General features: G+C 68.1%; 18 protein-coding genes. 9 read left to right on the top strand and 9 right to left on the bottom strand.

Annotated elements, in window-relative coordinates:
* The first annotated feature begins 20 nt into the window (after positions 1–20).
* A complete protein-coding gene (locus tag KB201_RS16225; protein WP_211539797.1) occupies positions 21–1106 on the top strand; it encodes a dihydrodipicolinate reductase in 1086 nt (361 codons plus the stop codon).
* A gap of 7 nt (positions 1107–1113) precedes the next feature.
* Here the strand turns inward: KB201_RS16225 and KB201_RS16220 are convergent, their stop codons facing one another.
* From KB201_RS16220 to KB201_RS16210, 3 genes are all read right to left on the bottom strand, one after another.
* Positions 1114–2046, bottom strand: coding sequence for an oxidoreductase (locus tag KB201_RS16220; protein ID WP_211539795.1), 933 nt, complete (start codon positions 2044–2046; stop codon positions 1114–1116).
* Between the two features lie 70 nt (positions 2047–2116).
* Positions 2117–3475 carry a styrene monooxygenase/indole monooxygenase family protein gene (locus tag KB201_RS16215; protein ID WP_211539793.1) on the bottom strand — a complete coding sequence of 453 codons (1359 nt, stop codon included), beginning with the start codon at positions 3473–3475 and terminating at the stop codon, positions 2117–2119.
* A 127-nt stretch (positions 3476–3602) separates the two neighbouring features.
* A complete protein-coding gene (locus KB201_RS16210) occupies positions 3603–4163 on the bottom strand; it encodes a dihydrofolate reductase family protein (RefSeq protein WP_078114005.1) in 561 nt (186 codons plus the stop codon).
* A 138-nt stretch (positions 4164–4301) separates the two neighbouring features.
* On the opposite strand from KB201_RS16210, the gene KB201_RS16205 reads away from it, so the two are divergent.
* Complete coding sequence (locus KB201_RS16205) at positions 4302–6533, top strand: acyltransferase family protein (protein ID WP_159371545.1); 2232 nt, start codon at positions 4302–4304, stop codon at positions 6531–6533.
* A gap of 17 nt (positions 6534–6550) precedes the next feature.
* On the opposite strand, the gene KB201_RS16200 is transcribed toward KB201_RS16205, so the two are convergent.
* The 4 genes from KB201_RS16200 to KB201_RS16185 all read right to left on the bottom strand — a co-directional run bounded on the left by KB201_RS16200 (position 6551) and on the right by KB201_RS16185 (position 10852).
* On the bottom strand, positions 6551–7627 hold the full coding sequence (locus KB201_RS16200; RefSeq protein ID WP_159371546.1) for an ABC transporter ATP-binding protein: 1077 nt from the start codon (positions 7625–7627) through the stop codon (positions 6551–6553).
* Positions 7624–9222 (bottom strand): iron ABC transporter permease, encoded by a 1599-nt coding sequence (locus tag KB201_RS16195; RefSeq protein WP_226514175.1) that lies wholly within the window; start codon positions 9220–9222, stop codon positions 7624–7626. Before KB201_RS16195 ends, KB201_RS16200 begins: the two co-directional genes overlap by 4 nt.
* Positions 9176–10147: an extracellular solute-binding protein gene (locus KB201_RS16190; RefSeq protein WP_058249930.1), complete on the bottom strand. Its 972-nt coding sequence runs from the start codon at positions 10145–10147 to the stop codon at positions 9176–9178. Before KB201_RS16190 ends, KB201_RS16195 begins: the two co-directional genes overlap by 47 nt.
* Positions 10148–10336: 189 nt before the next feature.
* Entirely contained in the window at positions 10337–10852 is a 516-nt protein-coding gene (locus KB201_RS16185; protein WP_058249929.1) for a vancomycin high temperature exclusion protein, read from the bottom strand.
* Between the two features lie 214 nt (positions 10853–11066).
* Between KB201_RS16185 and KB201_RS16180 the strand changes: the two genes are divergently transcribed.
* The 6 genes from KB201_RS16180 to KB201_RS16155 all read left to right on the top strand — a co-directional run bounded on the left by KB201_RS16180 (position 11067) and on the right by KB201_RS16155 (position 21713).
* The gene (locus KB201_RS16180; RefSeq protein WP_058249642.1) at positions 11067–12440 is read left to right on the top strand and encodes a wax ester/triacylglycerol synthase family O-acyltransferase; all 1374 of its coding nucleotides are present in this window, start codon (positions 11067–11069) and stop codon (positions 12438–12440) included.
* A gap of 229 nt (positions 12441–12669) precedes the next feature.
* A complete protein-coding gene (locus tag KB201_RS16175; RefSeq protein WP_058249641.1) occupies positions 12670–16347 on the top strand; it encodes a (Fe-S)-binding protein in 3678 nt (1225 codons plus the stop codon).
* A gap of 134 nt (positions 16348–16481) precedes the next feature.
* Complete coding sequence (locus KB201_RS16170; protein WP_058249640.1) at positions 16482–17735, top strand: pyridoxal phosphate-dependent aminotransferase; 1254 nt, start codon at positions 16482–16484, stop codon at positions 17733–17735.
* Between the two features lie 141 nt (positions 17736–17876).
* The gene (locus KB201_RS16165; RefSeq protein WP_058249639.1) at positions 17877–19658 is read left to right on the top strand and encodes an SDR family oxidoreductase; all 1782 of its coding nucleotides are present in this window, start codon (positions 17877–17879) and stop codon (positions 19656–19658) included.
* Positions 19659–19663: 5 nt separating this feature from the next.
* Positions 19664–20566, top strand: a complete 903-nt coding sequence (locus KB201_RS16160) for a metal-dependent hydrolase (protein ID WP_058249928.1) — start codon at positions 19664–19666, stop codon at positions 20564–20566.
* 22 nt (positions 20567–20588) lie between these two features.
* On the top strand, positions 20589–21713 hold the full coding sequence (locus tag KB201_RS16155) for a PDR/VanB family oxidoreductase (protein WP_058249638.1): 1125 nt from the start codon (positions 20589–20591) through the stop codon (positions 21711–21713).
* Here the strand turns inward: KB201_RS16155 and KB201_RS16150 are convergent.
* Entirely contained in the window at positions 21675–23315 is a 1641-nt protein-coding gene (locus tag KB201_RS16150) for an MFS transporter (protein WP_058249637.1), read from the bottom strand. The two genes, KB201_RS16155 and KB201_RS16150, sit on opposite strands and share 39 nt — an antisense overlap.
* 115 nt (positions 23316–23430) lie before the next feature.
* Here KB201_RS16150 and KB201_RS16145 point away from each other — a divergent pair, with 115 nt between their 5' ends.
* Entirely contained in the window at positions 23431–24021 is a 591-nt protein-coding gene (locus KB201_RS16145; RefSeq protein ID WP_058249636.1) for a TetR/AcrR family transcriptional regulator, read from the top strand.
* Positions 24022–24055: 34 nt separating this feature from the next.
* Here the strand turns inward: KB201_RS16145 and KB201_RS16140 are convergent, their stop codons facing one another.
* Positions 24056–25603 (bottom strand): hypothetical protein, encoded by a 1548-nt coding sequence (locus tag KB201_RS16140; protein WP_058249635.1) that lies wholly within the window; start codon positions 25601–25603, stop codon positions 24056–24058.
* Positions 25604–25620: the final 17 nt, after the last annotated feature.

Below are 25620 nucleotides of genomic sequence, written 5' to 3'. Positions count from 1 at the left end.
TCAGCCCGAGAGGATCTGTCATGACCACCACCGAACGAATCCGGGTCTTCCAGGTCGCCACCGGCAATCTGGGCACCGAGATGATCGGGCGCATCCAGTCGCATCCCGACCTCGAACTGGTTGGGCTGCATTGTTATACGCCAGACAAGATCGGCCGCGACGCCGGTGAGATCGTCGGGCTCGACCCGATCGGGGTGACGGCCACCGGCACGGTCGAGGAGATCATCGCCGCCCGTCCGGATGTCCTCACCTTCCACGGCGTCTTCCCCGACGAGGACCTCTACGTCCAGGTTCTCGAGGCCGGGATCAACGTCGTGACCACGGCGGACTGGATCACCGGATTCCATCGCGATACCAATCACCCGCACCACTCCGGACGCAAGGTCAGCGAGGTGATCGCCGAGGCCTGCGAGCGCGGCGGCGCGACCTTCTACGGCACCGGCATGAACCCCGGTCTGGCGCAGATCCTCGGCATCGTGCACACCGCCGATGTGGCCGACATCGAGAACGTGAAGGTCATCGAGTCCGTCGACGTCTCCTGCCACCACTCCGTGGACACCTGGAAGGCGGTGGGTTACGGCTTGCCCGTGGACGATCCGAGCATCCCCGACTCGCTGTACAAGTACACCGCGGTGTTCGCGGACTCCGTCTACCTGATGGCCGACGCCTTCGACCTCGAACTCGACGAGGTGGCGTTCTCCTACGAACTGGGCGCCTGCACCAAGGACGTCGACCTCGGCTGGTATCAGCTCCCGGAGGGTTCGCTGGGCGGCAGCTACATCAAGTACCAGGGCATGGTCGACGGTGTGGCGCGCGTCGAATCCCACCTCGAATGGCAGATGACACCGCACACCGATCCGTCGTGGAACATCCAGGCCTGCTACATCACCCAGGTGACCGGCGACCCGAACATCTACTCCAAGCACATGATCTTCCCGCGTAAGGGCTTCGACCTCAGCAAGCCGGAGAACTTCGCATCCATCGGCATGACCGTCACCGGACTCCCGGCCCTCAACTCGATCACGTCGGTCGTCGCGGCCGCGCCGGGCATCGTGACGAGCGCCGACCTCCCGCTGCGGTCGTTCGCCGGGCGGTTCGCGATCTGACGAGAGGTCAGCCGAGGTCGATCGTCACCCCGGTGAGTTCGGCACCGATGTCCCACAACCGCGCCGCGACGTCGCGGTCCTTCGCCTTCGCCGACGGCTCAACCAGCACCGGAGGGCCGGCGAGCCCGAAACCGCCCACCGGACCGTAGTATTCGCCGCCCTGCGCCTTCGGGTCGGTGCCGGCGCGGAGGACCGACAACGCCCCGTCGGGCGGGTCCATGATGAAACGGTCGGTGAGCCATCGCAGCGAGGACGCGTGATAGGCCCACTGCAGGAACCGGCTCTGCTCGCGCATCACGCCGGTGCGGGTTCCGCCCGGGTGCGCGGCGAGCGAGATCGCCGGCGCCTCCGCGCTTCTCATCCGACGATCGAGTTCGAGGGCGAACAGCATCTGGGCGAGCTTCGCCCGCGAGTAGGCACCGGCGCTGGTGAACGCACGGTCCATCGGGAGGTCCGTGAAGTCGATGTTCCCGGCTCGGTGCGCGTGACTGCCGACGGTGACCACCCGCCCGGCGTCGGCTGCCAGGATCAGATCCATCAGCCGGCCGGTGAGTGCGTAATGACCGAGATAGTTGGTCCCGAAGTCCATCTCGAACCCGTCCGGGGTGAGTTCGTGCCGCGCCCGCATGACGCCGGCATTGTTCACCAGCAGATCGACGGTCGCGTGCCGGCGTCGGATCTCCTCGGCCGCGGATCGCACGGAATCCAGACTCGCCAGATCGAGATCGACGATCTCCACCTCGGCGCCCGGGACCTTCGTGACGATGTCGTCGCGGGCCTCCGCAGACGTTTGAGGATTGCGGCACGCCAGCACGACGCGAGCGCCCAGAGTCGCCAGCCCGAGCGCGATCTCGCGCCCGATCCCCGAGTTCGCCCCGGTCACCACCGCGACCCGTCCGGTTTGCGGAGGCGCGTCGGCCAACGTCCACCCCGACTTCACATCTGCCCCCTCCGGCACCGGCTCGAACGACGATGTTGTTCGTATCACATGGCGCCGGAGGGAGCGAGAGTCAGGCGCTCACGGCCTCCGGGGTGGCGCTGCTGAATTGTCCGGCGGGCGCGAAGCGGGCGAGGACCTCGTCGTGCGGCTCTCCGGCCACCGCGGCGATGAAGCCCTCCACGTCCTCGCGGGTCCGCAGACCGAGCAGTGGATTCGGTTCGGAGAGGAGACCGAACAGGGCCGACGCGATGGCGGGACTGACGGCGGCAGCCGGAAACGACAACTCCAGGTGGGTCGCGTAGTCGGGGTCGCCCAGGTAGAGCCGGGTGACCTCGACCGCGGCCCGTCCGCGTCGCTCCCAGTGCTTCTCGAATTCCGCCGACAGCCATTCGGCGGTGAACTCACCCTCGTGGTCCCGTGCGGCCTTGACGAGTTCGGCGACCTGGAACAGCGTGTTGGCTGCCCCCTGGCCCGCGACCGGGTCGACGGCGATCGCGGTGTCACCGATCGCCGCGACCGGATGTCCACCCGCGGTGGTCGCGACAGCCTGCCGGACAGTCGGGGTGACCGCGCCCTTGAGCCACGAGACCGGATCGGACTCGATGACCTCGAGCTGGTCGATGACCGGTGCGTCCTCCGGGAAGTACTCCGCGAAGATGCCGGAGATCGTCTGCCGGGCGGACACCGCGTCGTGGACGTCGTCGAGCCGGGCCGCCCACGCTCCGTCGGGCTTGGCGAAGACGATGAACGACCACGTCGGCCCGGCATCTTTGTGCAGGAACGGTCCGACGAAGATCTCCCCGTTCTGGGCATCGAGGTTGAACAGCGAGTGCTCGCCGCCCGCGCTGCTGCGGTAGGCGAAGGACTCCGGGCCGTGGTCGACGCCGGTCAGGGTGACCTGCAGCAGACGACGCTGCGGTTCCCGGTAATGCGTGCGTGACTCGTCGACCGGGAACAGCGTCGACAGTCCGCCCTTGCCGGTGGCGACGAGGGTGATGTCGGCGTCGGCGGCGATCGCGTCGAGACGGTCGAGGCCGATCTGCCCCACCTCGAATCGTCCACCGCGGTCCAGGAACCGGGCCAGGCGGTCGTCGGCACGCAGGCGCAGGTCGACAGCCTGTGCGACGTAGCCGTAGTCCGGGTTGAACTCGAGAACCGCGGCGCGCTCGTCGCCGCTGCCGGAGTACAACCGGGCGCTGATGCCGGTGGTGTTGCTGACCTCGTACAGGTCCTCGATGATCTCGGCATCCCACTCGCGGGACTTGCCGAACAGGACACCGACACCGGTCGGCGGCACCTTGTCGCGCAACGACTCGCGGTCCCGGTCGCTGTATAGCGTGACGTCGAACCCGGCGTCGAGGAAGCCGAGGGCGGCGCTGGTCCCGGCCAGCCCGGCCCCGATGATCGCGACCGATCGTCGTGCTGTCATGAATGGATCTCCCCTGGTTGTCGGCGTGGAATGACTGCTCGACAGCGTGCCGGGGCGATCGGTGTGGCTGAAGGGTTAGACGCACCGAGAACGAATCGGCGCGTCGGCGCCGGCTCGGGTGGGGACGCTACGCGTCGTCGCGAACCCGGCGGTACCGCTCGTAGATCACCTGTCCGCCGTAGGTCCGGGTCTCGGCGAGCGACAGCCGGATCGTGTCGGCGACCGGCGGCAGCAACGGGGTACCGCCACCGACGATGACCGGGTAGCGGAAGATGCGGAACTCGTCGACGAATCCGAGTTCGATTGCCTGCCGGGCCAAGTCGGCGCCGCCGATCTCCACGTCACCGTCGGTCGAGTCCAGCACCGCGGTGAGCTCGTCGGCCAGCGATCCCTGCGCCAACCGCGCGTTGCCCTCGACCGACGTGAGGGTGCGGCTGAAGACCACCTTGGGCAGCGCCGACCAGATGTCGGCGAACGCGGCATCCGCGTCGTTCTCACGCATCCGCGGGTCGGTCTCCCAGACCAGCATCGTCTCGTAGAGCCGTCGCCCGCACACGAAGGCACCGAGTTCGCCGACCCGTTCGGTGTGGAAGGCGAACAGATCGTCAGAGGGGACCGACCAGTTGAAGTTGCCGTCGCGGTCGGAGATGAAGCCGTCCACCGAGACGCCCATCGACAAGAGCAGCATGCGGGGATGTTACGACGCCTCGCCGACACAGTCGCGGACTCCGACGCAGCAGGTGAATCCACGAGTCTGCTGTGAGGTCCGACGACACCCCGCTCGTGCCAGGCTTCCCTCAGGTGCGGGCAAGTACCATCGCCCTCTGTGCGTACGCCCCTGACCGATGCGACACCCGTCGCAACCCCGAACGAGGACGCCGCGACCGGCAACACGTCCGGGTACCGGCTGGACCTCGACGGGCTGCGCGGCATCGCGATCGCGCTGGTCGCGATCTTCCATGTCTGGTTCGGCCGGGTGTCCGGCGGCGTCGACGTCTTCCTGACCCTGTCCGGTTACTTCTTCGTCGCGTCTCTGCTCAAGCACGTCCTGGCGACCCAGCCCACGACGAGTTCCTGGGGCGCGGCGATCAATCCGTGGCCGCGATTCTCCCGGCTCCTGCGCCGGTTGCTGCCCGCTCTGCTGCTGGTCCTCGCGGTCACCGCCGGACTGATCGCGCTGATCATGCCGACGACGCGTTGGGGACCGCTCGGGGCCGAACTGCAGGCCAGTGCCCTGTACTACCAGAACTGGCACCTCGCGTTCGAGTCGCAGGACTACGCGGCCGCCGACTCCGCGAACAGCCCGATGCAGCATCTCTGGTCCATGTCGATGCAGGGCCAGTTCTTCGTCCTCACCCTCGTCTGCGCGCTGGCACTGGGCGCGGTGCTGCGTGCCCTCGGCCGGCGATCCGCATTCTTCGCCGACCCCAAGGTGGTCCGTGGAGTCGTCGGGATCGCGCTCGGCGTCGTCGCACTGGGCTCCTTCGCGTGGGCCAACTACCGCCACGGGATCAACCAGCCCTTCACCTACTACGACACCGTGGCCCGTCTGTGGGAACCGCTCGTGGGCGGACTCCTCGCGGTGTGGATGCCGCGGATCGCGCTGTCGCAGCGGGTGCGTGACCTACTGGGACTCGTGGCCCTGGGCCTTATCGTGACGTGTGGCTGGTGGATCGCCGGCGTCCAGGAATACCCCGCGGCGTGGGCGCTCGTCCCCGTGGGAGCGACGCTGATCCTCATCTGGGTCGGCTCGTCCCAGACCGCCCCCATCGATCAGGCCCCCGTCGATCAGAAGACGGCGTCCGGCCAGACCTCGATCCGATCCGGGGTGAGCCGCGGTCTCGCCCATCCCCGGCTGGTGTGGCTGGGCTCGATCGCCTACGCGCTGTATCTGTGGCACTGGCCGCTGCTCATCTTCTACCTGGCGTGGCGCTATCAGGACGATGTCTCGTGGTTCGAGGGCACCGCCATCCTGGCCGTGTCCGTGCTGCTCGCCTGGCTGACCACGAAGTACGTCGAGGCGCCGCTGCGTGCCGGGTCGGCGAAGCGGAAGCAGTCCCCGGTGCCGCCCGATGCCGATGGCGTGGTCGCGCGGCCGCCGTTCGAGAAGACCAGAGGCTACCGGCGCGCCCTCGTCGCGGTACTGGTCGTCATCAGCGTCGCAGCCGGCGCCGCCGCGGTGACCTGGCAGCGCGACGCCGCCAACGCCACCCTCGACACCCAGAACCTCGACCCACGGCTGTACCCGGGTGCGCGGGCATTCCTCGACGGCGCTCCGGTACCGAACGTGACCGCACAACCGAGTCCCCAAGTCGTCGACATGGACTGGCCGATCACCTCCTACGACTCGATCATCAGCGGCTGGAAGGACCCGTCCATCAAGGTCGGGTACTACGGCAACGTGAACGCCACCCGAACCATCGCGCTGGTCGGCGGTTCGCATGCGGAACAGTGGATCACCGCGCTCGACGCCATCGGCAAGCGCCACGACTTCCGCGTGACCACCTACCTCAAGGTCGGGTGCGCCCTCACGACCGAGCACGTGTTCACGTGGTTCGGCCAGAAGTACTACCAGTGCAACGACTGGTCGCGTCGCGTCATGGAGCGGCTCGCCGTCGACAAGCCGGATGTCGTGTTCACCAACAGCACCCGGCCCGTCGAGTCGGGCGACGGCGACTACGTCCCCAAGGACTACGAAGAGATCTTCGCCGAGTTCCGCGACCGCGGGCAGCGGGTCGTCGCGGTCCGCGACAACCCCTGGGCGACCGGACAACTCAAGCCGCCGGAGTGTCTCGCCAGCGGACGCAAACCCGAGGTGTGCGGCGTGCCCCGAGCACAGGCGATGGCGCCGGCCGACCCCGCCGCCGCGCTCGCCGGCGAGTTCCCCAACATGAGCTTCCTCGACTACACCGACGCCATGTGCGACGACGAGTACTGCCCCGCGGTCGTCGGGAACATCCTGGTGTGGCACGACTTCCACCACTTGTCGGCGACCTTCGTCCGCAGCCTCATCCCTGCCGTCGAAGCCGATCTACAGCGGTCGCTGGGTTGGTGGTGAGCGGACGGCACGCCACCTCAGTGCCGCTCGCGAAAGTGCACCGGCCGTCGTTGCCGGTACTCGACGACGGTGCCGGCCGGACGATGCCATCCCGGCTCGGCCCGAACGGTCAACTCGACCGCGGGGCAGCCGGATTCGACCGGAGGCACCGATACTCGGACGTCCACGTGGTCACCGCGAGGTCGTACCGCGAGCACCTCTGCGCAACCGACATTCGCGACGCCGGATACGATCTCCAGGTCCCCGGGCCGCAGCATCACCACTCCTGCCCCGTGGCCCGGCCGGCGAATGCGTAACCGTCCTGCCGCGCACGAGACCTCGCCGTCGTCGGCTTCGCCCGGCAGATCCGTCATCTCCCCGAACATGCGCGCGACCTCCGCGTCGACGGGCTCGAGGTAGATCTCCTCGGGTGTCCCGACCTGGCGCACGCAACCCGCCATCAACACCACGACGTGGTCGGCCATCGCCATCGCCTCCTCACGGTCGTGAGTGACCAACAGCCCACTCGAACCCTCCGCCAGGATCGTGGCCCGGACATGCTCGCGCAGCTGCGTCCTCAGCTGGGCATCAAGTGCCGAAAACGGTTCGTCCAGCCCGATGACAGCTGGTCGGGGTGCGAGCGCGCGGGCCAGTGCCACCCGTTGGCGCTGACCGCCGGACAGCGAATCGGGCCGTCGATCGCCGAACTCCTCCAGCCCGACCACGTCGAGCAACTCAGCAATCCGGGCCGCCCGGCCGGGCATACGTCTCCACCAGGGACCGAGTCCGAACCCGACGTTGCCCGCGACGGTCAGATTGTCGAACAGCGCCCCCTCTTGTGGCACCAACCCGAACCTCCGACGTTCGGGTCGAACCCCCACCGGGCGGGTTCGGGCAGAGCCGGCCGAGGCGACCTCGACACCGTCGATCTCGATGCGACCCGCTCGGATCGGCTCGAGACCCGCGATCGCGCGCAACAGGGTCGTCTTACCGCAGCCCGATGGACCGATGACCGCCGTGATCGACCCGGCGGGAACGTGAAAGGACACGCCGTCGAGAACGGTCGTGCTGCCGTACACGACCGAGACGTCGTCTACACGAACCGCGTTCCTCATGCGTGGCGTGCCCTTCCGAACAGTGCGGACAGCGCCGCGGTGGGTAGCGACGAGACGACGATCAGAACCAACCCGAGGACGGCTGCGCGACCGTAACTCAAGTCGTTGTTCAGACTCCACATATCCGTTGCGAGAGTTCGTGTTCCGATCGGGGCAAGCATCAAGGTGGCGGGTAGTTCCTTGGCAACCGACAAGAACGCGAGAGCGGAGCCGGCCATGATCGCCGGCATCACCAACGGGAGTTGCACACGCACCGCGGTCGTCAGCGGTCCCGCACCGAGAGTGCGCGAGACCTCGGACACCGCACACGGGATGGAGTCGACACCGGATCGGATCGGACCCAGACAGACCGGCAGGAACAGGACCGCATAGGTGGCGATGAGCATCGTGGCGGTGAGGTAGAGGTCCGGGACGACGCGGGTGCCCAAGAAGACCATCGAGAGCGCAACGGTCACACCCGGCAACGTATAACCGAGGTAGGACACGGCCTCGACAGTGTCCCCGGTCCTGCTACGCGGACGAGATATGAAGAATGCCAACGGCAATGCGAGAAGGGCGATGACGATGGCCGCCTGTACCGAGAGCAACGTCGTGGTCCGGGCGTACGGACCCACCCAGGCCAGCAGTTCGCCGACGCTGTCGAATCCGAGCCGGCGGGACTCGCTGATCTCGCGTAACAGCCCGACGATCGGAAGGCAGACGCCCACCGCGACGGTGGCTGTGACGAGACCCCAGGCCACCGGCCGGTTCTTCGAGACCCTCGACCGCGACGGGGTGGCACTTGGATCGACGTGGCGTCGTGCTCGCCGTTCGACGACGGCGAGCGCCACCGCGACGAGTGCGAGAACCACACCGTAGAGTGCGGCGACCGAACGGTCCAGGGTTCCGTTGTAGGCGTTGTAGATCCCCACGGTGAACGGCTCGAAGCGGACGATCGCGGGTCCACCGAAATCGCTGATCGCGTACAGCGCAACCAGCAGTCCACCCGCAACGACCCCCGTGCGAACACGCGGGAGAGTCACGCGCACAAAGGCTTCGAGCGGACCACAGCCCAGAGTGCGGGCGGCATCCTCATCAGTGCGGCCGGTACCGGAAAGCAGCGCCACCGTCGGCAGCATGACCAGGGGATAACAGGCCAGGGTCAAGACGAGTGCAGCCGCCCCCAGGCCCTCGAATCCCGGGAACAGACGGGTCCACACAAAGCCCGATACGTACGAGGGGATCGCGAGCGGCGCCGCGAGTAACGCGATGACGAATGCGCGCCCGCGCCCCACCCCGCGGGACACACACCACGCCAGCACGACCCCGATGATGATCGACGCGCACGTGACGATCGCTGCGAGCTGAACCGTGCGCCAGAGAAGTTGACCGGTGCGCGGGCGGAACAGAAGCGCGGTCGCCTGATCGATCCCGATGTCGGCGACCCGAACGACGAGATAGACCGCGGGCGTGATCAACAACAGGGCGATGCAGACGCTGATCGTGCACAACAGCATTCGCCCCGGCCGGAGATGACGGCCGGGACGAATCCTGGTGTTGACCAACAGGTCAGACAGCGCCGACCTCGCGCAGCAACTCATCTGTGCCGACGACATCGGCCAGTTCGTCGAGGGCGATCTGCGGCGGTGACAGCTGCTCCAGCGTCGGCAGTCCCTCGACCGGGAGCGGCTCGTTCCCGACCACCGGGTACTCGCCCACCTCGGTGGCGAAGTAGGTCTGGGTCTCCGGCGTCAGCAACTGTCGGACGAATTCGAAGGCCTGCTCCTTGTCGGACGCGGTCTTGAGGACACCGATCGCACCCACGTTCACGAGCGCGCCCGGATCGCCGTCGGAGAAGAAGTGCAGTCGCCCGGGAACGTTCTCGATTCCCTTCTCCTGCACCTCCTGGACCCAGTAGTAGTGGTTGGTGAGTCCCGCTGCGAGTTGTCCGGTGTTCACGCCCTCCACGATGGGCCCGTTGCCCTCGAACGACTTGGGGTCGTTGGCAAGGAAGGCGGTGAGCCAAGCGCGAGCGCCATCGTCGCCGCGAGTGAGTCGGAGCGCAGTCACGAAGGACTTGAACGAGGCATTCGTGGGGGCGTAACCGACCTTGCCACGCATCTCGGGCGCGAGAAGTCCGTCGATGCCCGCCGGGAGGGTGGCCGGATCCACCTGCGCCGGATCGAAGATCAACACACGAGAGCGCGCCGACGTGGACACCCAGGTGCCGGTCTCAGACCGGTAGGCCTCGGGGACGTTCTCGGCGATGTCTGCGGGGAGGGGTTCGAGGAGTCCGGCCTCGGCAAGAGCGCCGAGCTCGCCGGCATCTTGCGCGAAGAAGAGGTCGGCCGGGCTACCGTCGCCCTCCTCCAGGATCTGCGCGGCCTTCTTGTCGTACGCCGCCGTCACCGGAACCGTCGCGTGGATTCGTTCCACCAGCGGACCCACCAGAGACTCCGAACGTCCCGAGTAGAGCACGAGCGCCTCGTCGTCGTTCGACGAATCGCTTCCTGTGCAGGCCGCGAGCAACCCGGCGGCCATGATCGCCGCCCCAGCGGTGGCGACCACTCGTCGAACCCATCGTCTTGTGTGCACTTGCCGATACTCCTCTGTTCTCGGGACACCAATGAACCTTCACCCCCGACCAAGCCAGGTAAGCCTAACCGATACTGGCGCAAGGTCGGACAAAACGGTCGTAGTCCGGTGACCGCCTGGGCGGCCGGCTTGCCCTCAGCCCACCGCGGTCAGCAGAGCACGCGGCCCGGCGAAGACCGTCTCGCGAATGTGGTTGCGGACGAGAGTCCAAGCGGGGCAGTCACATCGAGCAGCGACACCGCGCGCGTCGACGCCCTGGTCCCGGCACAACGCGATGGCCCGGCGCAGGTGGAAACCCTGCGTCACGATGACCACCTCGTCGACGCCGAACACCTCCCGGGCGCGCCGGCAGCTCGCCGCGGTGTCGAGGCCGGCCGGGTCGTCGGCGATCACCCGCGGGTTGACACCGCGTTCCTCGAGATAGCGTCGCATCACCGCTGGTTCGTTCCCAGCCTCGTCGGAACCGTTGCCCGAGTTGATGATCCGGGCGACTCCCCCGGTCCGGTACAGCTCCCGCGCCGTGTCGAGCCGCCCTCGCACGTAGTCGCCGGGCGACCCGTCGTCGTGGACGAGGGAACCCAGCACCAGCAGCGTGGACGGGCGAGCGGGTGCCGTCGCGTCGTCGATCCTGCCCACCGACGAGAAGTACATCCACGTGGCGGCCAGGGTGATCCACAGTTCGACCAGCACCAGCAGCACCGGTACGACGAGACGAGCACCTGACCTCACCCCTACAACGTAGGGGACCGACCACCAACATGCCCGTTCGAGCCCGGACCCGGCGGTCGCCCCGTGATACTGAGAGGACCTCGGTCGCGCTCAGCCTGTGCGCGCATCCATTTCGTGGTGTGAAAGTGATGGTGCGATGCCGTACATGCCGGTCACCTCGTCGATGTTCCTCCTCGCCGAGACGCGGGAGCAGCCCATGCACGTGGGCGGACTCCAACTGTTCGTACCGCGCGAGGGCCAGTCGTCGAGCGAACTCGCCGAAGAGATCATCGAAGCGTTCTGCGGCTGCACCGAAGTCCATCCGACCTTCCGCAAACGGCCGGCAGTACCGGTGACCCTGCTGGGCAACGTGGCGTGGTCCTTCGACGACGAGATCGACTTCGACTACCACGTCCGGCGGACCGTGCTCCCCCGCCCCGGCCGCGTCCGCGAGCTGCTGCGATACGTCTCCCTCAACCACGGGGCCCTGATGGACCGGTTCCGACCGATGTGGGAGATCCACGTCATCGAGGGTCTCGACGACGGCCGGGTGGCGCTCTACAGCAAGATCCACCACTCCGTCGTCGACGGCGTCTCCGCGTTGCGCCTGCTCCAGCGGACCTTGTCCGACGACCCCGACGACCGGTCGGGTACTGCACCCTGGGACCCGGCGCTGGTCGAGCGTCGACCCCCGCGCCCCTCGCCGAGTCTGCGCAGCCGGGTGTCCGGCCTGGCGAACGTGGCAGGCCAGGTCGCCGGCCTCGGGCCCGCGGCCGCGAAGGTCGCGGTGGCCGGCCTCCGCGACCCGGAGTTCGTCGCCCCACTGGGACGGGCCCCGCGCACGATTCTCGACGTCGCGATCGGGAGCGCCCGCCGATTCGCCTCGCAGCAGTGGGAGATCGACCGTCTGCGCGCAGTGGCCGATGCCCGGAACATCACCCTCAACGACGTGATCGTCGCCATGTGTTCGGGGGCCCTGCGGTCGTACCTCATCGACCAGGACGCGTTGCCCGACGCCCCGCTCATCGCGGCGGTGCCGGTGTCGATGCACACCGACGGCGATGACGACGGCAACGCGGTGACCGCCATCCTGGTGAGTCTCGCGACCGATGAGCCGGATCCCGAACGCCGCCTGGACAAACTCGTCGAGTCGGCGCGCCACAGCAAGTCGGTGGTCCGGGGCCTTCGTCCGCTGCAGGCGCTCGCGCTGGGAGCGGCGAATTTCGCGCCGCTCGCCTTCGCGACCGTGCCCGGCTTCGTCCAGTACGTCCCCCCGCAGTTCAACATCATCATCAGCAACGTCCCCGGGCCGTCGAAGCACCTGTACTGGAACGGCGCCCGCCTCGACGGGGTGTACCCGGTCTCCATCCCGACGCAGGGTCTCGCGCTCAACATCACGGTGACCAGCACCGCCGAGCACATCAACTTCGGGCTGATCGGCGCCCGGGCCCAGCTCCCGAGCCTGCAACGCCTGCTCACGCACCTCGATACGGCGCTCGAGGAACTCGAGAAGGTCGCGCGAACCCGGTGACGTCTCCGGGCACCCGCGGCCCGGACGTGGCCTCGGACACCCTGACTCGACAGTAAGTTACTCGCGAGTATCATCTGATATGAGGTAGACCAGCGTAATTAGGCCAGCCTTGGCAGCGCGCCGGTGGCGCAACGAATTACGGTTACCTGTAGTACACCGCCCCGTGGTACCCAGCCTCGCGTTCCGCGACCGGGGGCGGACGACCTAGACGAAAGGCCGGTACGCGCCCGTGACTACCACGACGATTGCCATCGGCACGACAGCCGCGGTGATCAGCCTCCTCTGCTGGTACCTGTTCCTCGGTGGCATGGTGCGGATCTTCCGCACCATCAAGCTCGGGCACAAGGTCGACAGCTCCCGCTTCTGGCCCATCCTCCCGCGCTTCCTGACGATGATGAAGGAATTCATCGTCCACACGCGGATGGTCAAGTTCCGCACCGTCGGCTGGGCGCACTGGCTCGTGATGGTCGGCTTCCTCGGTGGATTCCTGCTGTGGTTCGAGGCCTACGGACAGTCCATCAACCCGGAGTTCCAGTGGCCCGTCTTCGGTGACACCTTCGCGTGGCACCTCTGGGACGAGCTGCTCGGCATCGCCACCGTCGTCGGCATCATCGTGCTGATCGTGATCCGCCAGCTCAACCACCCGCGCGTCCCCGAGCGGCTGTCGCGCTTCGGTGGTTCGCGCTTCGGACCGGCCTACTTCGTCGAGGCCATCGTGCTGCTCGAAGGCCTCGGCATGATCCTGGTCAAGGCGTCGAAGATCGCGACCTACGGTCACGCGAACGCCTACTCCGATTTCTTCACCATGCAGGTCGCGAAGATTCTCCCGGCCTCGCCGACGCTGGTGTCGATCTTCGCCGTGATCAAGCTGATGAGCGGCATGGTCTGGCTGGCCATGGTCGGCATGAACATCAGCTGGGGCGTTGCCTGGCACCGTTTCTCGGCCTTCTTCAACATCTACTTCAAGCGCGAGCAGGACGGCGGCGTCGCCCTCGGTGCCGCGAAGCCGATGATGAGCCAGGGCAAGGTCCTCGACATGGAGACCGCCGATCCCGATGTCGACGCGTTCGGCGCCGGCAAGATCGAGGACTTCTCGTGGAAGGGATGGCTCGACTTCACCACGTGTACCGAGTGTGGCCGCTGCCAGTCGCAGTGTCCGGCGTGGAACACCGGCAAGCCGCTGAGCCCGAAGCTGCTCATCATGTCGCTGCGCGACCACGGCAACGCCAAGGCCCCGTACCTGCTCGCCGGTGGCCGCAAGGACATGGGCGGCGACGAGGTCGGCCTCGTCGATGCCGACGGCAACGTCCTCGAGGACAAACTCAACGCGATCCCGGAATCGGCGCGTGCCGAGGCGGCCCGCAAGCTCGTCGGCGAGTCCAAGGGCGATCTCGGCGGCGGTCAGGTCGTCGAAGCCGTGGAGGGTGAGTTCGATCCCGAGGCGCTCGGTGCCGTCATCGACACCGAGACCCTGTGGAGCTGCACCACCTGCGGTGCCTGCGTCGAGCAGTGCCCGGTCGACATCGAGCACGTCGACCACATCCTCGACATGCGCCGCTACCAGGTCCTGATCGAGTCGGACTTCCCGACCGAGCTGGCCGGCATGTTCAAGAACCTCGAGAACAAGGGCAACCCGTGGGGCCAGAACGCCTCCGCGCGCACCGCCTGGATCGACGAGATGGACATCGAGATCCCGGTCTTCGGCAAGGACGTCGAGTCGTTCGAGGGCTTCGAGTATCTGTTCTGGGTCGGCTGTGCCGGTGCCTACGAGGACCGCGCGAAGAAGACCACCAAAGCCGTCGCCGAGCTCCTCGACATGGCCGCGGTGAACTTCATGGTCCTCGGCGAGGGCGAGACCTGTACCGGTGACTCCGCACGACGTGCCGGCAACGAGTTCCTCTTCCAGATGCTCGCGCAGCAGAACATCGAGATGCTCGGCGAGGTCTTCGCGACCGCGCCCGAGCAGCGCAAGAAGGTCGTCGTCACCTGTGCGCACTGCTTCAACGCACTGGGCAACGAGTACCCGCAGCTGGGCGCGAAGTACGAGGTCGTCCACCACACGCAGCTGCTGAATCGTCTCGTGCGCGAGAAGCGACTCGTTCCGGTCGCACCGCTCGGCGAGGGTGTCACCTACCACGACCCGTGCTACCTGGGCCGCCACAACAAGGTCTACGACGCCCCGCGTGAGTTGATGGGTGCGGCCGGTTCGACGCTCACCGAGATGCCGCGACACGGCGAACGGTCCATGTGCTGTGGTGCCGGCGGTGCCCGCATGTGGATGGAAGAGCAGATCGGCAAGCGGATCAACATCGACCGGGTCGACGAGGCGCTGGACACCCTCGGCGACACCACCGGCGATCAGGTCAAGAAGGTCGCGACCGGCTGTCCGTTCTGCCGCGTCATGCTCACCGACGGTGTGACCGCCCGGACGAGCGGTACCGAGTCCGAGGGCAAGGTCGAGGTCGTCGACGTCGCGCAGTTGTTGCTCGAGTCGGTGAAGCGCGACCGGACCGAGGTCAAGCTCGGCGGCCGGTTCCTCGGACCGCGTCCCACCCTCGCCGAGCCGGAGCCGGAACCCGAGCCCGAGAAGGTGCCCGCGGCGGCGACTGCGTCGGCCGCGACCACCGAGGCCGCGCCGAAGCCGAAGGTCGGCCTGGGCATGAAGGGCGGCAAGAAGCCGGGCGCGGCGGCCAAGACCGCGGCACCGGAAGCACCCGCCGAGAAGGCACCCGCCGAGAAGAAGCCGGCATCGAAGGGCTTCGGCATGAAGGGCGGCAAGAAGCCCGGTGCCGCAGCGGCGTCGGCCGCCCCGGAGCCGGCAACCGCCGAGACCGCAGCCGAGGCACCCGCCGAGAAGAAGCCCGCAGCCAAGGGCTTCGGCATGAAGGGCGGCGCCAAGCGTCCCGGTGCCGCGAGCAAGCCCGCCGGTGGTACCGCCGAGCCGGTGCCGGCCGAGGCCGAGTCGTCCGAGGCGGTCAAGGAGGAGGTCGCCGAGGCCACCACCGAGACGCCGCAGGCCGAGAAGAAGCCCGCATCCAAGGGCTTCGGCATGGGCAAGGCCAAGCGCCCGGGTCAGAAGACCACCAACGCGGCGGCCCCCGCCGCCGGGGTGACCGCGCCCGCCGAGAGCAAGGTCGACGAAAGCGAATCGGCCCCGGACGCCGCCCCCACCGTGGACACGGAATCGGCTTCGGCGACAGCGGGAACGACGACAGCGGAGTCGGCTACCGCGGGATCGGCGACGGAATCACCTGTCGCTGCGGCAACGGAAGAGAAGCCTGGCAAGGCCAAGGGCTTCGGGATGTCCGCGGGCAAGAAGCGGCCCGGCGGTATCGGCAAGGCCGCGGCCAAGCCGGCTGCGGCACCTGCCGAGGCTGCGGACGCCCCCGCCCCCGCTCCCGAGACGGACGTCGCACCTGCCGAGACCGCCGAGGCACCCGCTGCCGAGGCTCCGGCTGCTGAGACTCCAGCCGCCGAGGCGCCGCAGGGCGGCTCGGCCGCCGTGCTGACCGAGGAGAAGCCGGCCAAGGCCAAGGGCTTCGGCATGGCCGCGGGCAAGAAGCGACCGGGCGGCGCGAGCAAGGCCGCACCGGCAGCTGCTCCGACTCCGGAATCGGCTGAGCCAGAACCCGAGGCCCCGCAGGCCGAGGAGGCACCAGCCGAGGCCGCAGCGACCGAAGCGGCTGTGAACGAGGCCCCGGCCGCCGAGGCTCCGGTAACAGAGGCCGACGACGCGGAGACGGCCGAGGTCGAGAGCCCGGGCGACGCAGACGACGCCGACACAGAGGCGGCGCCTGCGGCGTCGAGCAACGGTTCGTCCGCTGCTCGCACGGTCGCCGAGACCGGGGCGTCGAAGGCCAAGGGCTTCGGCATCGCGGCCGGCAAGAAGCGGCCCGGCCACAAGTAGAACTCTCAGCAAGGCAGACAGATGTCGTCTTTCGTGGCGCCCATCGCCACGAAAGACGACATCTCTCGTTTCGGGTGACCTCAGCTTCGGCACGCGCCAGAAACGCATTTGCCACCGGCTGCGACAATGTACCCGTGAGTAGGCCCCATGTTTCGCACCTCAACCAGAACCTCAAGCCGCTCGAGCAGTCGCTCAAGCTGCAGAACGTGTGCTACGAGATCCGCGGTCCCGTCCACGCGCACGCGCAGCGGCTCGAGGCGGAGGGCCATCGAATCCTCAAGCTGAACATCGGCAACCCGGCGCTGTTCGGTTTCGAGGCCCCCGACGTGATCATGCGCGACATGATCCACGCCCTCCCCTACGCGCAGGGCTACTCCGAGTCGGCCGGTGTCCTGTCCGCGCGTCGTGCCGTGGTGACCCGCTACGAGCTCATCCCCGACTTCCCGTACTTCGACGTCGACGACGTCATCCTGGGCAACGGCGTCTCCGAGCTCATCACGATGACGATGCAGGCCCTCCTGAACGACGGCGACGAGGTCCTGATCCCGGCGCCCGACTACCCGCTGTGGACCGCGATGACCTCGCTGTCCGGCGGGCAGCCCGTGCACTACCGCTGCGACGAGGAGAACGGGTGGAACCCCGACGTTGCCGACATCGCCGCGAAGATCACCGACCGCACCAAGGCGATCGTCATCATCAACCCGAACAATCCGACCGGCGCGGTCTACTCACGGGAGGTCCTCGAGCAGCTCGTCGAACTCGCCCGTGAGCATTCGCTGCTGATCCTCGCCGACGAGATCTACGACAAGATCATCTACGACGACGCCGAGCACGTGAACGTGGCATCGCTGGCGCCGGATCTGTTGTGCCTCACCTTCAACGGTCTGTCGAAGGCGTACCGCGTCTGCGGCTACCGAGCCGGATGGGTCGTGATGACCGGGCCGAAGGACCACGCGCGCGGGTTCATCGAGGGCATGGGCATCCTGGCGTCGACGCGCCTGTGCGCCAACGTGCCGGGCCAGCACGCGATCCAGGTGGCCCTCGGCGGTTACCAGTCCATCGAGGCCCTCGTCTCCCCCGGTGGCCGGTTGTACGAACAGCGGAACGTGACCTGGGAGAAGCTGAACGAGATCCCCGGGGTCAGCTGCGTCAAGCCCAAGGGCGCGCTGTACGCCTTCCCCCGCCTCGATCCCGAGATCTACGAGATCCACAACGACGAACTGTTCGTCCAGGACCTGCTGCTGCAGGAGAAGATCCTGGTGGTGCAGGGCACCGGGTTCAACCTCGACGACCACAACCACTTCCGCATCGTCACGCTGCCGTGGTCGCGCGATCTGAAAGAGGCTGTCGAGCGTATCGGAAACTTCCTGTCGTCGTATCGACAGTGATCCCGCGGAGTTCCGCGAGAAGTCCCTGGTGAGGGCCCGGTCATCCGACCGGGCCCTCACTGCTTTTCCGGGGTCTGGACATTTGTGTAACCGTTGGTAACGTGTACCTCCATCGGCGGGGCACACACAACGAGGTGACAGATGGCTCAACAGGCGATTCGACGACCCGAGTGGCGTCCGGGGACCGTCAGCAACAACGGGATCCGGCTGGCCACCTACGAGCTGGGCGATCCGTCGAAACCGACGGTGCTGCTGGTGCACGGCTGGCCGGACACCCACCACCTGTGGACCCACATCGCGCCGCGGCTGGCGGAGCAGTATCACGTGGTCGCCTATGACTGCCGCGGCTTCGGCGAGAGCGACCGCCCCCGGCAGGTCGCCGCCTACCGCCTCGACGAGCTCGCCGACGACCTGTACGCGGTCGCGGAGTCGGTGAGTCCCGACGACGCCGTACACGTGGTGGCACACGACTGGGGATCGGTGCAGACATGGGAGGCCGTCAGCCGCCCGCGCGCCAACGCCCGCATCGCCTCATTCGTCTCGGTGTCCGGCCCCAACCTCGACCACCTCGGTCAGTTCGTCCGCGATCAGGTCGCCAGCCCCACCCCTCGACACCTGCGCAATGTGCTCGCGCAGTCGATGTCGTCGGCTTACACAGGGCTGTTCCAGCTTCCGGTGCTCCCCAACGTGTTGTTGCGCGCGATGGGCAATCCGGCGGTGTGGAAACAGTTCCTGCGCGCGGTCGAGGGCACGCCACCGGAGAACGTCGACGTCGCCGACTCGTTGCGCCGCGACATGGTGAGCGGCCTCGCCCTGTACCGCGCGAACATCCGCGCCAAACTCCTGCGCCCCGATCCGCGGACCACCACGGTGCCGGTGCTCCAGGTGGTCAACGAACGCGACATCGCGCTGCGGCCGGCCATCTACGACATCACGCCGACGTACGTCGCGAAACTCTGGCGCCGCGACACCCCGACCGGACATTGGCTGCCCTACACCAACCCCGACTATCTGACCGATCTCGTCCTGGATTTCCTTGCGGTGCAGACCAACAGTGGGGCCCCGGCCCCGGTCATCGAGCGGGCCCGGCTTTTCACCGAACCGAAACCTCTGGCGGGCAAACTCGTCGTGATCACCGGTGCGGGCAGCGGCATCGGACGCGAGACGGCCCTGGCACTGGCCGAACGCGGGTGCGAGCTCGTCCTGGCCGACCTCGACCTCGCGTCCGCCGACGAGACCGCCCGCGCCTGCAAGGCCGCGGGGTCGGCCGCGCACGCCTACCTCCTCGATGTCTCGGACACCGCCGAGTTCGCCACCTTCGCCGCTCGCGTCCGAGAGGCCCACGGCATCCCCGACATCGTGGTCAACAACGCCGGAATCGGTTTGGCCGGCGGGGTGTTGGCGGCCACCGACGAGCAGGTCGACCGGCTCCTCGACGTCAACCTGCGCGGCGTCGTCACCGGCAGCCGGGAGTTCGGCCGGCAGATGGTCGAGCGCGGGGTCGGCGGGCACATCGTCAACATCGCGTCGGCCGCGGCGTTCACGCCGTCACGCAGCCTCGGTCTGTACTCGGCGTCGAAGGCGGGCGTACTCCTCTTCTCCGAGTCGCTCCGCGCCGAGCTCGCCGAACACCGCATCGGCGTCAGCGCGATCTGTCCCGGACTCGTCGACACCAACATCGTCTCCTCGACGCCGATCGCCGGCCTCGACGCCGAGGCCGAACAGGCCCGCCGCGATCGGCTCGACCGGTTCTACCAGCGCCGGGGATTCACCCCGGACCGGGTCGCCGGTGAGATCGTCGCTGCCATCGAGCACAACAAGGCGGTGGTGCCGGTGACCGTGGAGGCGAAGGTGGGATACCGGATCTACCGCTTCGCGCCGTGGCTGTCGCGCATCGGCGCCCGTCAGAACGTCACGGGGTGAACCACATGACGCACACCGAGGATCACGCACACGACGACGCTTCGGCCGATCCCGGCCCCGTCGAACTGCACGCCCGGAACGTGGCATTCGACTGGGATGACGTCCCGCTGCATTGGATTCCCGGCCATCCGGTCGCGTCGAACTTCATCAGTGTGCTCAATCTCCTCCTGCCCGAGGGCGAACGATGGTTCGTGCAGACCTACAACGAGGCCCTGCCGCTGGTCGACGACGAGGAACTCGCCTCTCGCATGCGAGGATTCATCGGCCAGGAGGCGATGCACGCCGAGGCCCACGATCACGTCCTGTGGGAGTTCCTCGATCACCACGGCATCGACCCGCGGCCCTACCAGCTGCAGATGGAGTGGATCTTCCGCAAGGTGCTCGGCCCGCTGGAGGGTGGCACCCAGGCGGCCCGCGACAAACACCTCGTCGAACGCCTCTGGCTCATCGCGGCTTTGGAGCACTACACCGCCATCCTCGGCGACTTCGCGTTGAACAACACCTGGACCCGGGTCGGGGCGCACCCCACGATGACCGACCTGTTCATGTGGCATGGCGCCGAGGAGGTGGAGCACCGCGCGGTGGCACACGATGTCGCCGCGTACTTCGGCGACGGATATCTGCGTCGCGGCCGGGCGATGTTCGTGGTGCTGCCGATCCTGTTGATCCTCATCCAGCGGGGTTACCGATTCATCATGGGCCAGGACAGGTCGTTGTCGTACAACTACTTCCAGAAGACCTGGCATTACCACCGCGGGGTGCGGGCCGGCGTGCTCCCGAAGATGCGGACGATCGTCTTCGCCACCTTCAGCTACTTCCGGCCCGGGTTCCGGCCGGAGGACATCGGCAGCACCGCACAGGCGGTCGCGTATCTCGCGAGCTCGCCGGCCGCGCGCAACGCGGCGTGAGTGCGGACGGGAGAGCAGGGTCATGAACCAACGCGCGCATCCGCATTCGACAACGCTCACGCAACCACCGCCCCACCTGCACGGCCGATGGCGGCATGACCCGCTGCTCACGTTCGGCACCATGGTGTTCCGGGCGTGGTGGCCGGTCTGGCGGCCGCTGTCACCGCTGCGCCGAGGTGCGGTGCGCGACGGGACCACCCGGGTCCGAATCGTCGGACGCGAGGTGGTCGCGCGCGACGAGAACGTCATCGCGCTCACCCTCGCCGCCGCGGACGGTGGCGCGCTGCCGAACTGGCACGCCGGGGCGCACATCGATCTGTTGTTGCCGTCGGGACGCATGCGGGAGTACTCGCTGTGCGGTGACACCGCGGATCGGGAGCACTACCGGATCGCGGTGCGCCGGATTGCCGACGGCGGTGGTGGTTCGGTCGAGGTCCACGACTCGTTGCGTGTCGGCGACGTCTTCTCGATCAAGGGTCCCCGCAACGCCTTTCCGTTCGCGGTCCCCGGCCACGGATCACCTGCGCGCCGAATCCGCTTCGTCGCGGCCGGAATCGGCATCACCCCGATCCTGCCGATGCTCGCCACGGCCGAGCGCTTCGGGCTGGACTGGTCGATGATCTACACCGGCCGCACCGCCGAGTCGATCCCGTTCCTCGACGAGGTGGCAGCGTTCGGCGACCGCGTCACCATCCGGACCGACGACGTCCACGGACTGCCGAGCATGGCCGATCTGGTCGGTCCCGTCGACGCCCCCGCCGACCTCGCCGTCTACTGTTGCGGCCCGGTTCCCATGCTGGAGGGGCTTCGCCGTCATCTCGCGACACGCGCCGACATCGAGCTGCACTACGAGCGGTTCAGCCCGCCACCGGTGGAGAACGGCTCCGAGTTCACGGTGACGCTGGCCTCGACCGGTCAGGAGATCCCGGTCGCCGCAGACGAATCGGCGCTCGCCGCGATCCGCCGAGTGGTGCCGTCGGTACCGTACTCGTGCCGGCAGGGATTCTGCGGCACCTGCAAGGTCAGGACGCTGTCCGGCGAGGTCGACCACCGCGACAACATCCTGACCGAGCCCGAGCGCGCGGCCGGGACCATGCTGACCTGCGTATCACGCAGTCCCGGCGGGAATCTCACCCTCGACCTCTGAGGCTTCCGCCCCCTGAGCTGAGGTGTGAGGAGCGCTGGCGACAACCCGTCCGCTCCCTGAGGTGCGAGGAGCGTTAGCGACGAGCCACGAAGGGTTCCCGCTCCCCCGCAACAAGAATGCCGCCGCGACGCCCGCGACCGCCGTGACGGCGACCGCGGCCCAGACCGCGTCGTGCAACCCGACCATGAAGGCGTCCTGCACCGCGATCCGGACCGCATCACCGATCGCGCCCGGCGCCTGGTCGGCCACCCCGACCCCGGCCATCACCGATTGCTTCGCCGCGTCGACCGCCGCGGCCGGCAACCCGCTGCCCGCCAGCCGGTCCCCGACCCCGGCGACATACGCCGAAGTCAGGATCGACCCGAGGACCGCGACACCGAGCGTCCCGCCGATCTCGCGTGTCGTGTCGTTGACCGCACTGCCCGCACCGGCCTGTTCCGGACGCAGCGCGTCCATGATGAGCTGGGTGCACGGACCGGAGATGAAGGCGAGACCCGCCGCCATCAGCGACATCGCCCAGATGATGAGTTCCCAATACCCGGAGTCCCGCGCGGAGAGCTCGACGAGCGCGAACCCGCCGGACATCAGGAAGGCACCGGTCACCGAGACCACCCGGGGCCCGAAACGGTGCGACAGTGCCATCGCAACCGGCGACAGCGCCGCCATCACGATCGCGAACGGAAGGGTACGGACACCGGCCGCCAGCGGACCGTATCCCTTCACCGCCTGGAAGAACTGCGTGATCAGGAAGATGAAGCCGAAGAGCGCGAAGAACGCCACGCTGATCATCCCGGCCGCGGTGGCGAAGCGCCGGTTGGCGAAGAGCCGGACGTCGAGGATGGGGTGCGCGATCCGCAGCTGTGTGGCCACGAACACCGCCAGGATGGCCACTGCGACAACGACACCCGCCACCGTGCGTGGCGTGGCCCAACCGACGTGGGGCGCCTCGATCAGGGTGAAGGTCAGCAGGCCCAGGCCGGCGATCGAGAGCACGACCCCGAGCGCGTCGAACCGGGGCACCGACACCGGTCGCGTGCCGGGTACGACCGCCAGGATCATCGCGAGGGCCACCACACCGAACGGGACGTTGACCCAGAACACCGATGTCCACGAGAAGTGTTCGAGGAGCCAGCCGCCGAGAACCGGTCCGATGGCCACTGCCACTCCGGAGACCGCCGCCCAGATCCCGACAGCCATCGCGCGTTCCCGGGCATCGACGAAGATGGTCGTGATGATCGCGAGCGTGGCGGGAAAGACCAGCGCCGCGAAGACCCCGAGCCCCGCACGGCCGGCGACGAGCTGCCCGAGGTTCTGGGATGACGCCGCCAGCACCGACACCAGCATGAAACCTCCGATGCCGGTGAGGAGCACCCGACGGTGCCCGAACCGGTCACCGAGGTAGCCGCCGGTCAACAGCAGGCCGGCGAAGACGAGCGTGTAGGCGTCGACGATCCATTGCAGGCCCGAGATCCCGGCGCCGAGGTCGCGGGCGAGCGTCGGGAGGGCCACGTTGACGATCGTGTTGTCGATCATCACGAGTAGTTCGGCGAAGCTGAGGGCGCCCAGCGCCCACCAGCGAGCATGCGTGCGTTCGGTTGGCATCGATCTTCTCCTGGTCGGGTGGCGCAAGCGGTTTCGTCGATCCGTTAGAACAACGTTCCAGTTTTGTAGAACAGTGTTCTATTCAAGAAGAACACCGTTCCAGTAGGTTGTCAACATGTCTCCCGCGAAGCCGCGCACGCGTACAGCAGGCGCCGACGTCCGATCCGCGCTGCTCCGGGCAGGTCGCACGATCCTCGAGCGCGATGGCACGGCCGGTCTGACGGTTCGGGCCGTGGCCGGTGAGGCGAAGGTCGCCCCGATGGGCGTCTACAACCACTTCGACGGCCGGGACGGCCTGCTGGACGCCCTGGTCACCGACGGTTACGCCGAATTCGGACGGGCGATTGCGACGAGGGATGACGATCCGGCGACTCGTCTGCGCAACGCCGGTGTGGCGTACCGGAAGTTCGCACTCGCCAATCCGGTGCTCTACGGGCTGATGTTCTCAGCGCAGTGCACGCCCGAGATCGACGTGGCCGCAAATGCATTCGAGGTCCTCGTCGACACCATCCGGTACGGCCAGGTGGCCGGGGTCATCTTGTCCGCCGACCCCGTCGAACAAGCCATGCAGACCTGGTCCGCCGTTCACGGCGCCGTGAGTCTCGAACTCGCCCATGCCTATCACCCCGACGTCGATGCATCGGCGAACTATGAGAACGTCCTCGACTTCGTGGCGCGCGCACTGGCGCCCCGGCCCGGCGACTGAGACCCGGCTCGGACACGGTCATCGGGTTCGTGCGTCAGGGCAGGACGATCGGCGGCAGACCGGGAAGCGGGATCGTCACGCCACCTGGCGGACGCGGAGTCCGCGGCCGGGGACGAGGCCGGGGCGCGGGTTCCTCCGCGGAGGGCGTCGTCGTCTCCGGCGGGGGAGGAGTCGTGTATCGGCGCGCCGGTTGCCGGGCCTCGGCATAGATTGCGGGATCGGCGAATTCGGGTTCCGGGGTGGCGCTGGTGCGCTGGGGAAGCGGCGCGGCCACGGTCGGCGACGCCTCATCGTGTCCGACGGCCAACGCCGTGGCCACCGCGACGACGGCCACCGCGCACAGCAGCGCCACCGCGGCGAGAACGCGCTTGCCTCCGTGCCGCCGTCGCCTCGCGCCGGCCGCCTGCGGCCCTGCTACGGACACGTCGGAGTGCGGTGGAGCCCCGATGGCCGACCCTGTGTCCGCCGAATACCCGGCCATCGGATCGACGTTCACCTCCCCATCGCCGGACCGGACGGGCGGCGTGGGCGTATGCGCCGACGTCCACCGTGGCGCAAACTCGGCCGACGGCGGCGGCTCGGCAACCGGATTCGTCGGCGTGCGCTGATCGTGACCGACCGGAGAGAGCTCGGAGAACTGCTGGTCGTCCCGAAGCGGCTGGGCGCGAGGGACATCCGGGGCAGCAACATACGGAGCGAGCGCCCCGAACGCCGTGGCCACCACCGGTGGCGACTGGGTGACGGACTCGAAGATGGGGGTGTCGTGCGTATCGTGCGTATGGTCGTCGCCACTCGGAGCGATCTCGGCCATCTCGGCGGGGGCCGAGAAACCGTCATCCGGCCGGGTCGGGACCGCATCCTGTTCGGCGGGCGGGGTCGCCACTTCCACGTCCGGTTCGATCACATCGCCGGACACCGCGATCGGGTGCGGTACCTCCGGTTCCGCCGCGTGTCCGCCGTGCACCGGGGGCCGAGTGATGCTTCCCGACGGAGCGACGTCGACGACCGGCACGGGTACCGCTCGCGCGATCGCGTCCCGGAGGCCGGGCCATGCGCTCACGCGATCGGTGACCACGACCGCGGGGGCGGAGGCTCCGGACACCGCCGCGCGAGCGAGGTCCTCGGCGCGTGCGGTCAGCGGGGCTCCGGCTTCGGCGACGTCGCGGCGCGCCATGCGGAACAGCCGGATGTGGTCGCGGCCCATCAGGAAGGTGCCGTCGGACTCGCGGAGCCGCTCGCGGCCGCGGGTGACGAGGTCGAGGACCTCCTCGTGCCATTCGCGCGAGGTCGGTGCCGCCACCCGCCCGACCCGAACGAGATGGTCGGCGATCACCTCATCCAGGACGGCGAGGGTGAGACCGGAATCGGAGTAGGAGTCCGCGACGGTCCCTCGAGCCGGGTCCAACCGTCCCACCGAGACGCCCGCCCGCGGATCGAGATCGAACAGCACGACCTCGGCATTCTGCGCGATCCCCCGCTCAGCGAGTTCGGCGCGCACGGCGTCGACGACGGCAGCACTGACCGTGACCTCTGCCTGCGCAGACGTCGGTGTCACGGCCGGATCGGCCACCGTGTCGGTCATCTGGTTGATTCCTGCAC

The sequence above is a fragment of the Gordonia sp. SCSIO 19800 genome (assembly GCF_018132775.1).
GTDB lineage: Bacteria > Actinomycetota > Actinomycetes > Mycobacteriales > Mycobacteriaceae > Gordonia > Gordonia hongkongensis.
Note: the sequence above shows the minus strand (reverse complement) of the source record. Positions and strands in the feature narration are given on the sequence as shown.

Excerpts from the sequence above, each read along its gene's own strand:
- KB201_RS16140 (WP_058249635.1), bottom strand. The coding sequence starts at position 25,603 with ATGACCGACACGGTGGCCGATCCGGCCGTGACACCGACGTCTGCGCAG.
- KB201_RS16145 (WP_058249636.1), top strand. The coding sequence starts at position 23,431 with ATGTCTCCCGCGAAGCCGCGCACGCGTACAGCAGGCGCCGACGTCCGA.
- KB201_RS16200 (WP_159371546.1), bottom strand. The coding sequence starts at position 7,627 with ATGAGGAACGCGGTTCGTGTAGACGACGTCTCGGTCGTGTACGGCAGC.
- KB201_RS16190 (WP_058249930.1), bottom strand. The coding sequence starts at position 10,147 with ATGGCCGCCGGGTTGCTCGCGGCCTGCACAGGAAGCGATTCGTCGAAC.
- KB201_RS16210 (WP_078114005.1), bottom strand. The coding sequence starts at position 4,163 with ATGCTGCTCTTGTCGATGGGCGTCTCGGTGGACGGCTTCATCTCCGAC.
- KB201_RS16185 (WP_058249929.1), bottom strand. The coding sequence starts at position 10,852 with ATGTACTTCTCGTCGGTGGGCAGGATCGACGACGCGACGGCACCCGCT.
- KB201_RS16180 (WP_058249642.1), top strand. The coding sequence starts at position 11,067 with ATGCCGTACATGCCGGTCACCTCGTCGATGTTCCTCCTCGCCGAGACG.
- KB201_RS16195 (WP_226514175.1), bottom strand. The coding sequence starts at position 9,222 with ATGTCGTCGGCACAGATGAGTTGCTGCGCGAGGTCGGCGCTGTCTGAC.
- KB201_RS16150 (WP_058249637.1), bottom strand. The coding sequence starts at position 23,315 with ATGCCAACCGAACGCACGCATGCTCGCTGGTGGGCGCTGGGCGCCCTC.
- KB201_RS16165 (WP_058249639.1), top strand. The coding sequence starts at position 17,877 with ATGGCTCAACAGGCGATTCGACGACCCGAGTGGCGTCCGGGGACCGTC.
- KB201_RS16215 (WP_211539793.1), bottom strand. The coding sequence starts at position 3,475 with ATGACAGCACGACGATCGGTCGCGATCATCGGGGCCGGGCTGGCCGGG.
- KB201_RS16155 (WP_058249638.1), top strand. The coding sequence starts at position 20,589 with ATGAACCAACGCGCGCATCCGCATTCGACAACGCTCACGCAACCACCG.
- KB201_RS16160 (WP_058249928.1), top strand. The coding sequence starts at position 19,664 with ATGACGCACACCGAGGATCACGCACACGACGACGCTTCGGCCGATCCC.
- KB201_RS16225 (WP_211539797.1), top strand. The coding sequence starts at position 21 with ATGACCACCACCGAACGAATCCGGGTCTTCCAGGTCGCCACCGGCAAT.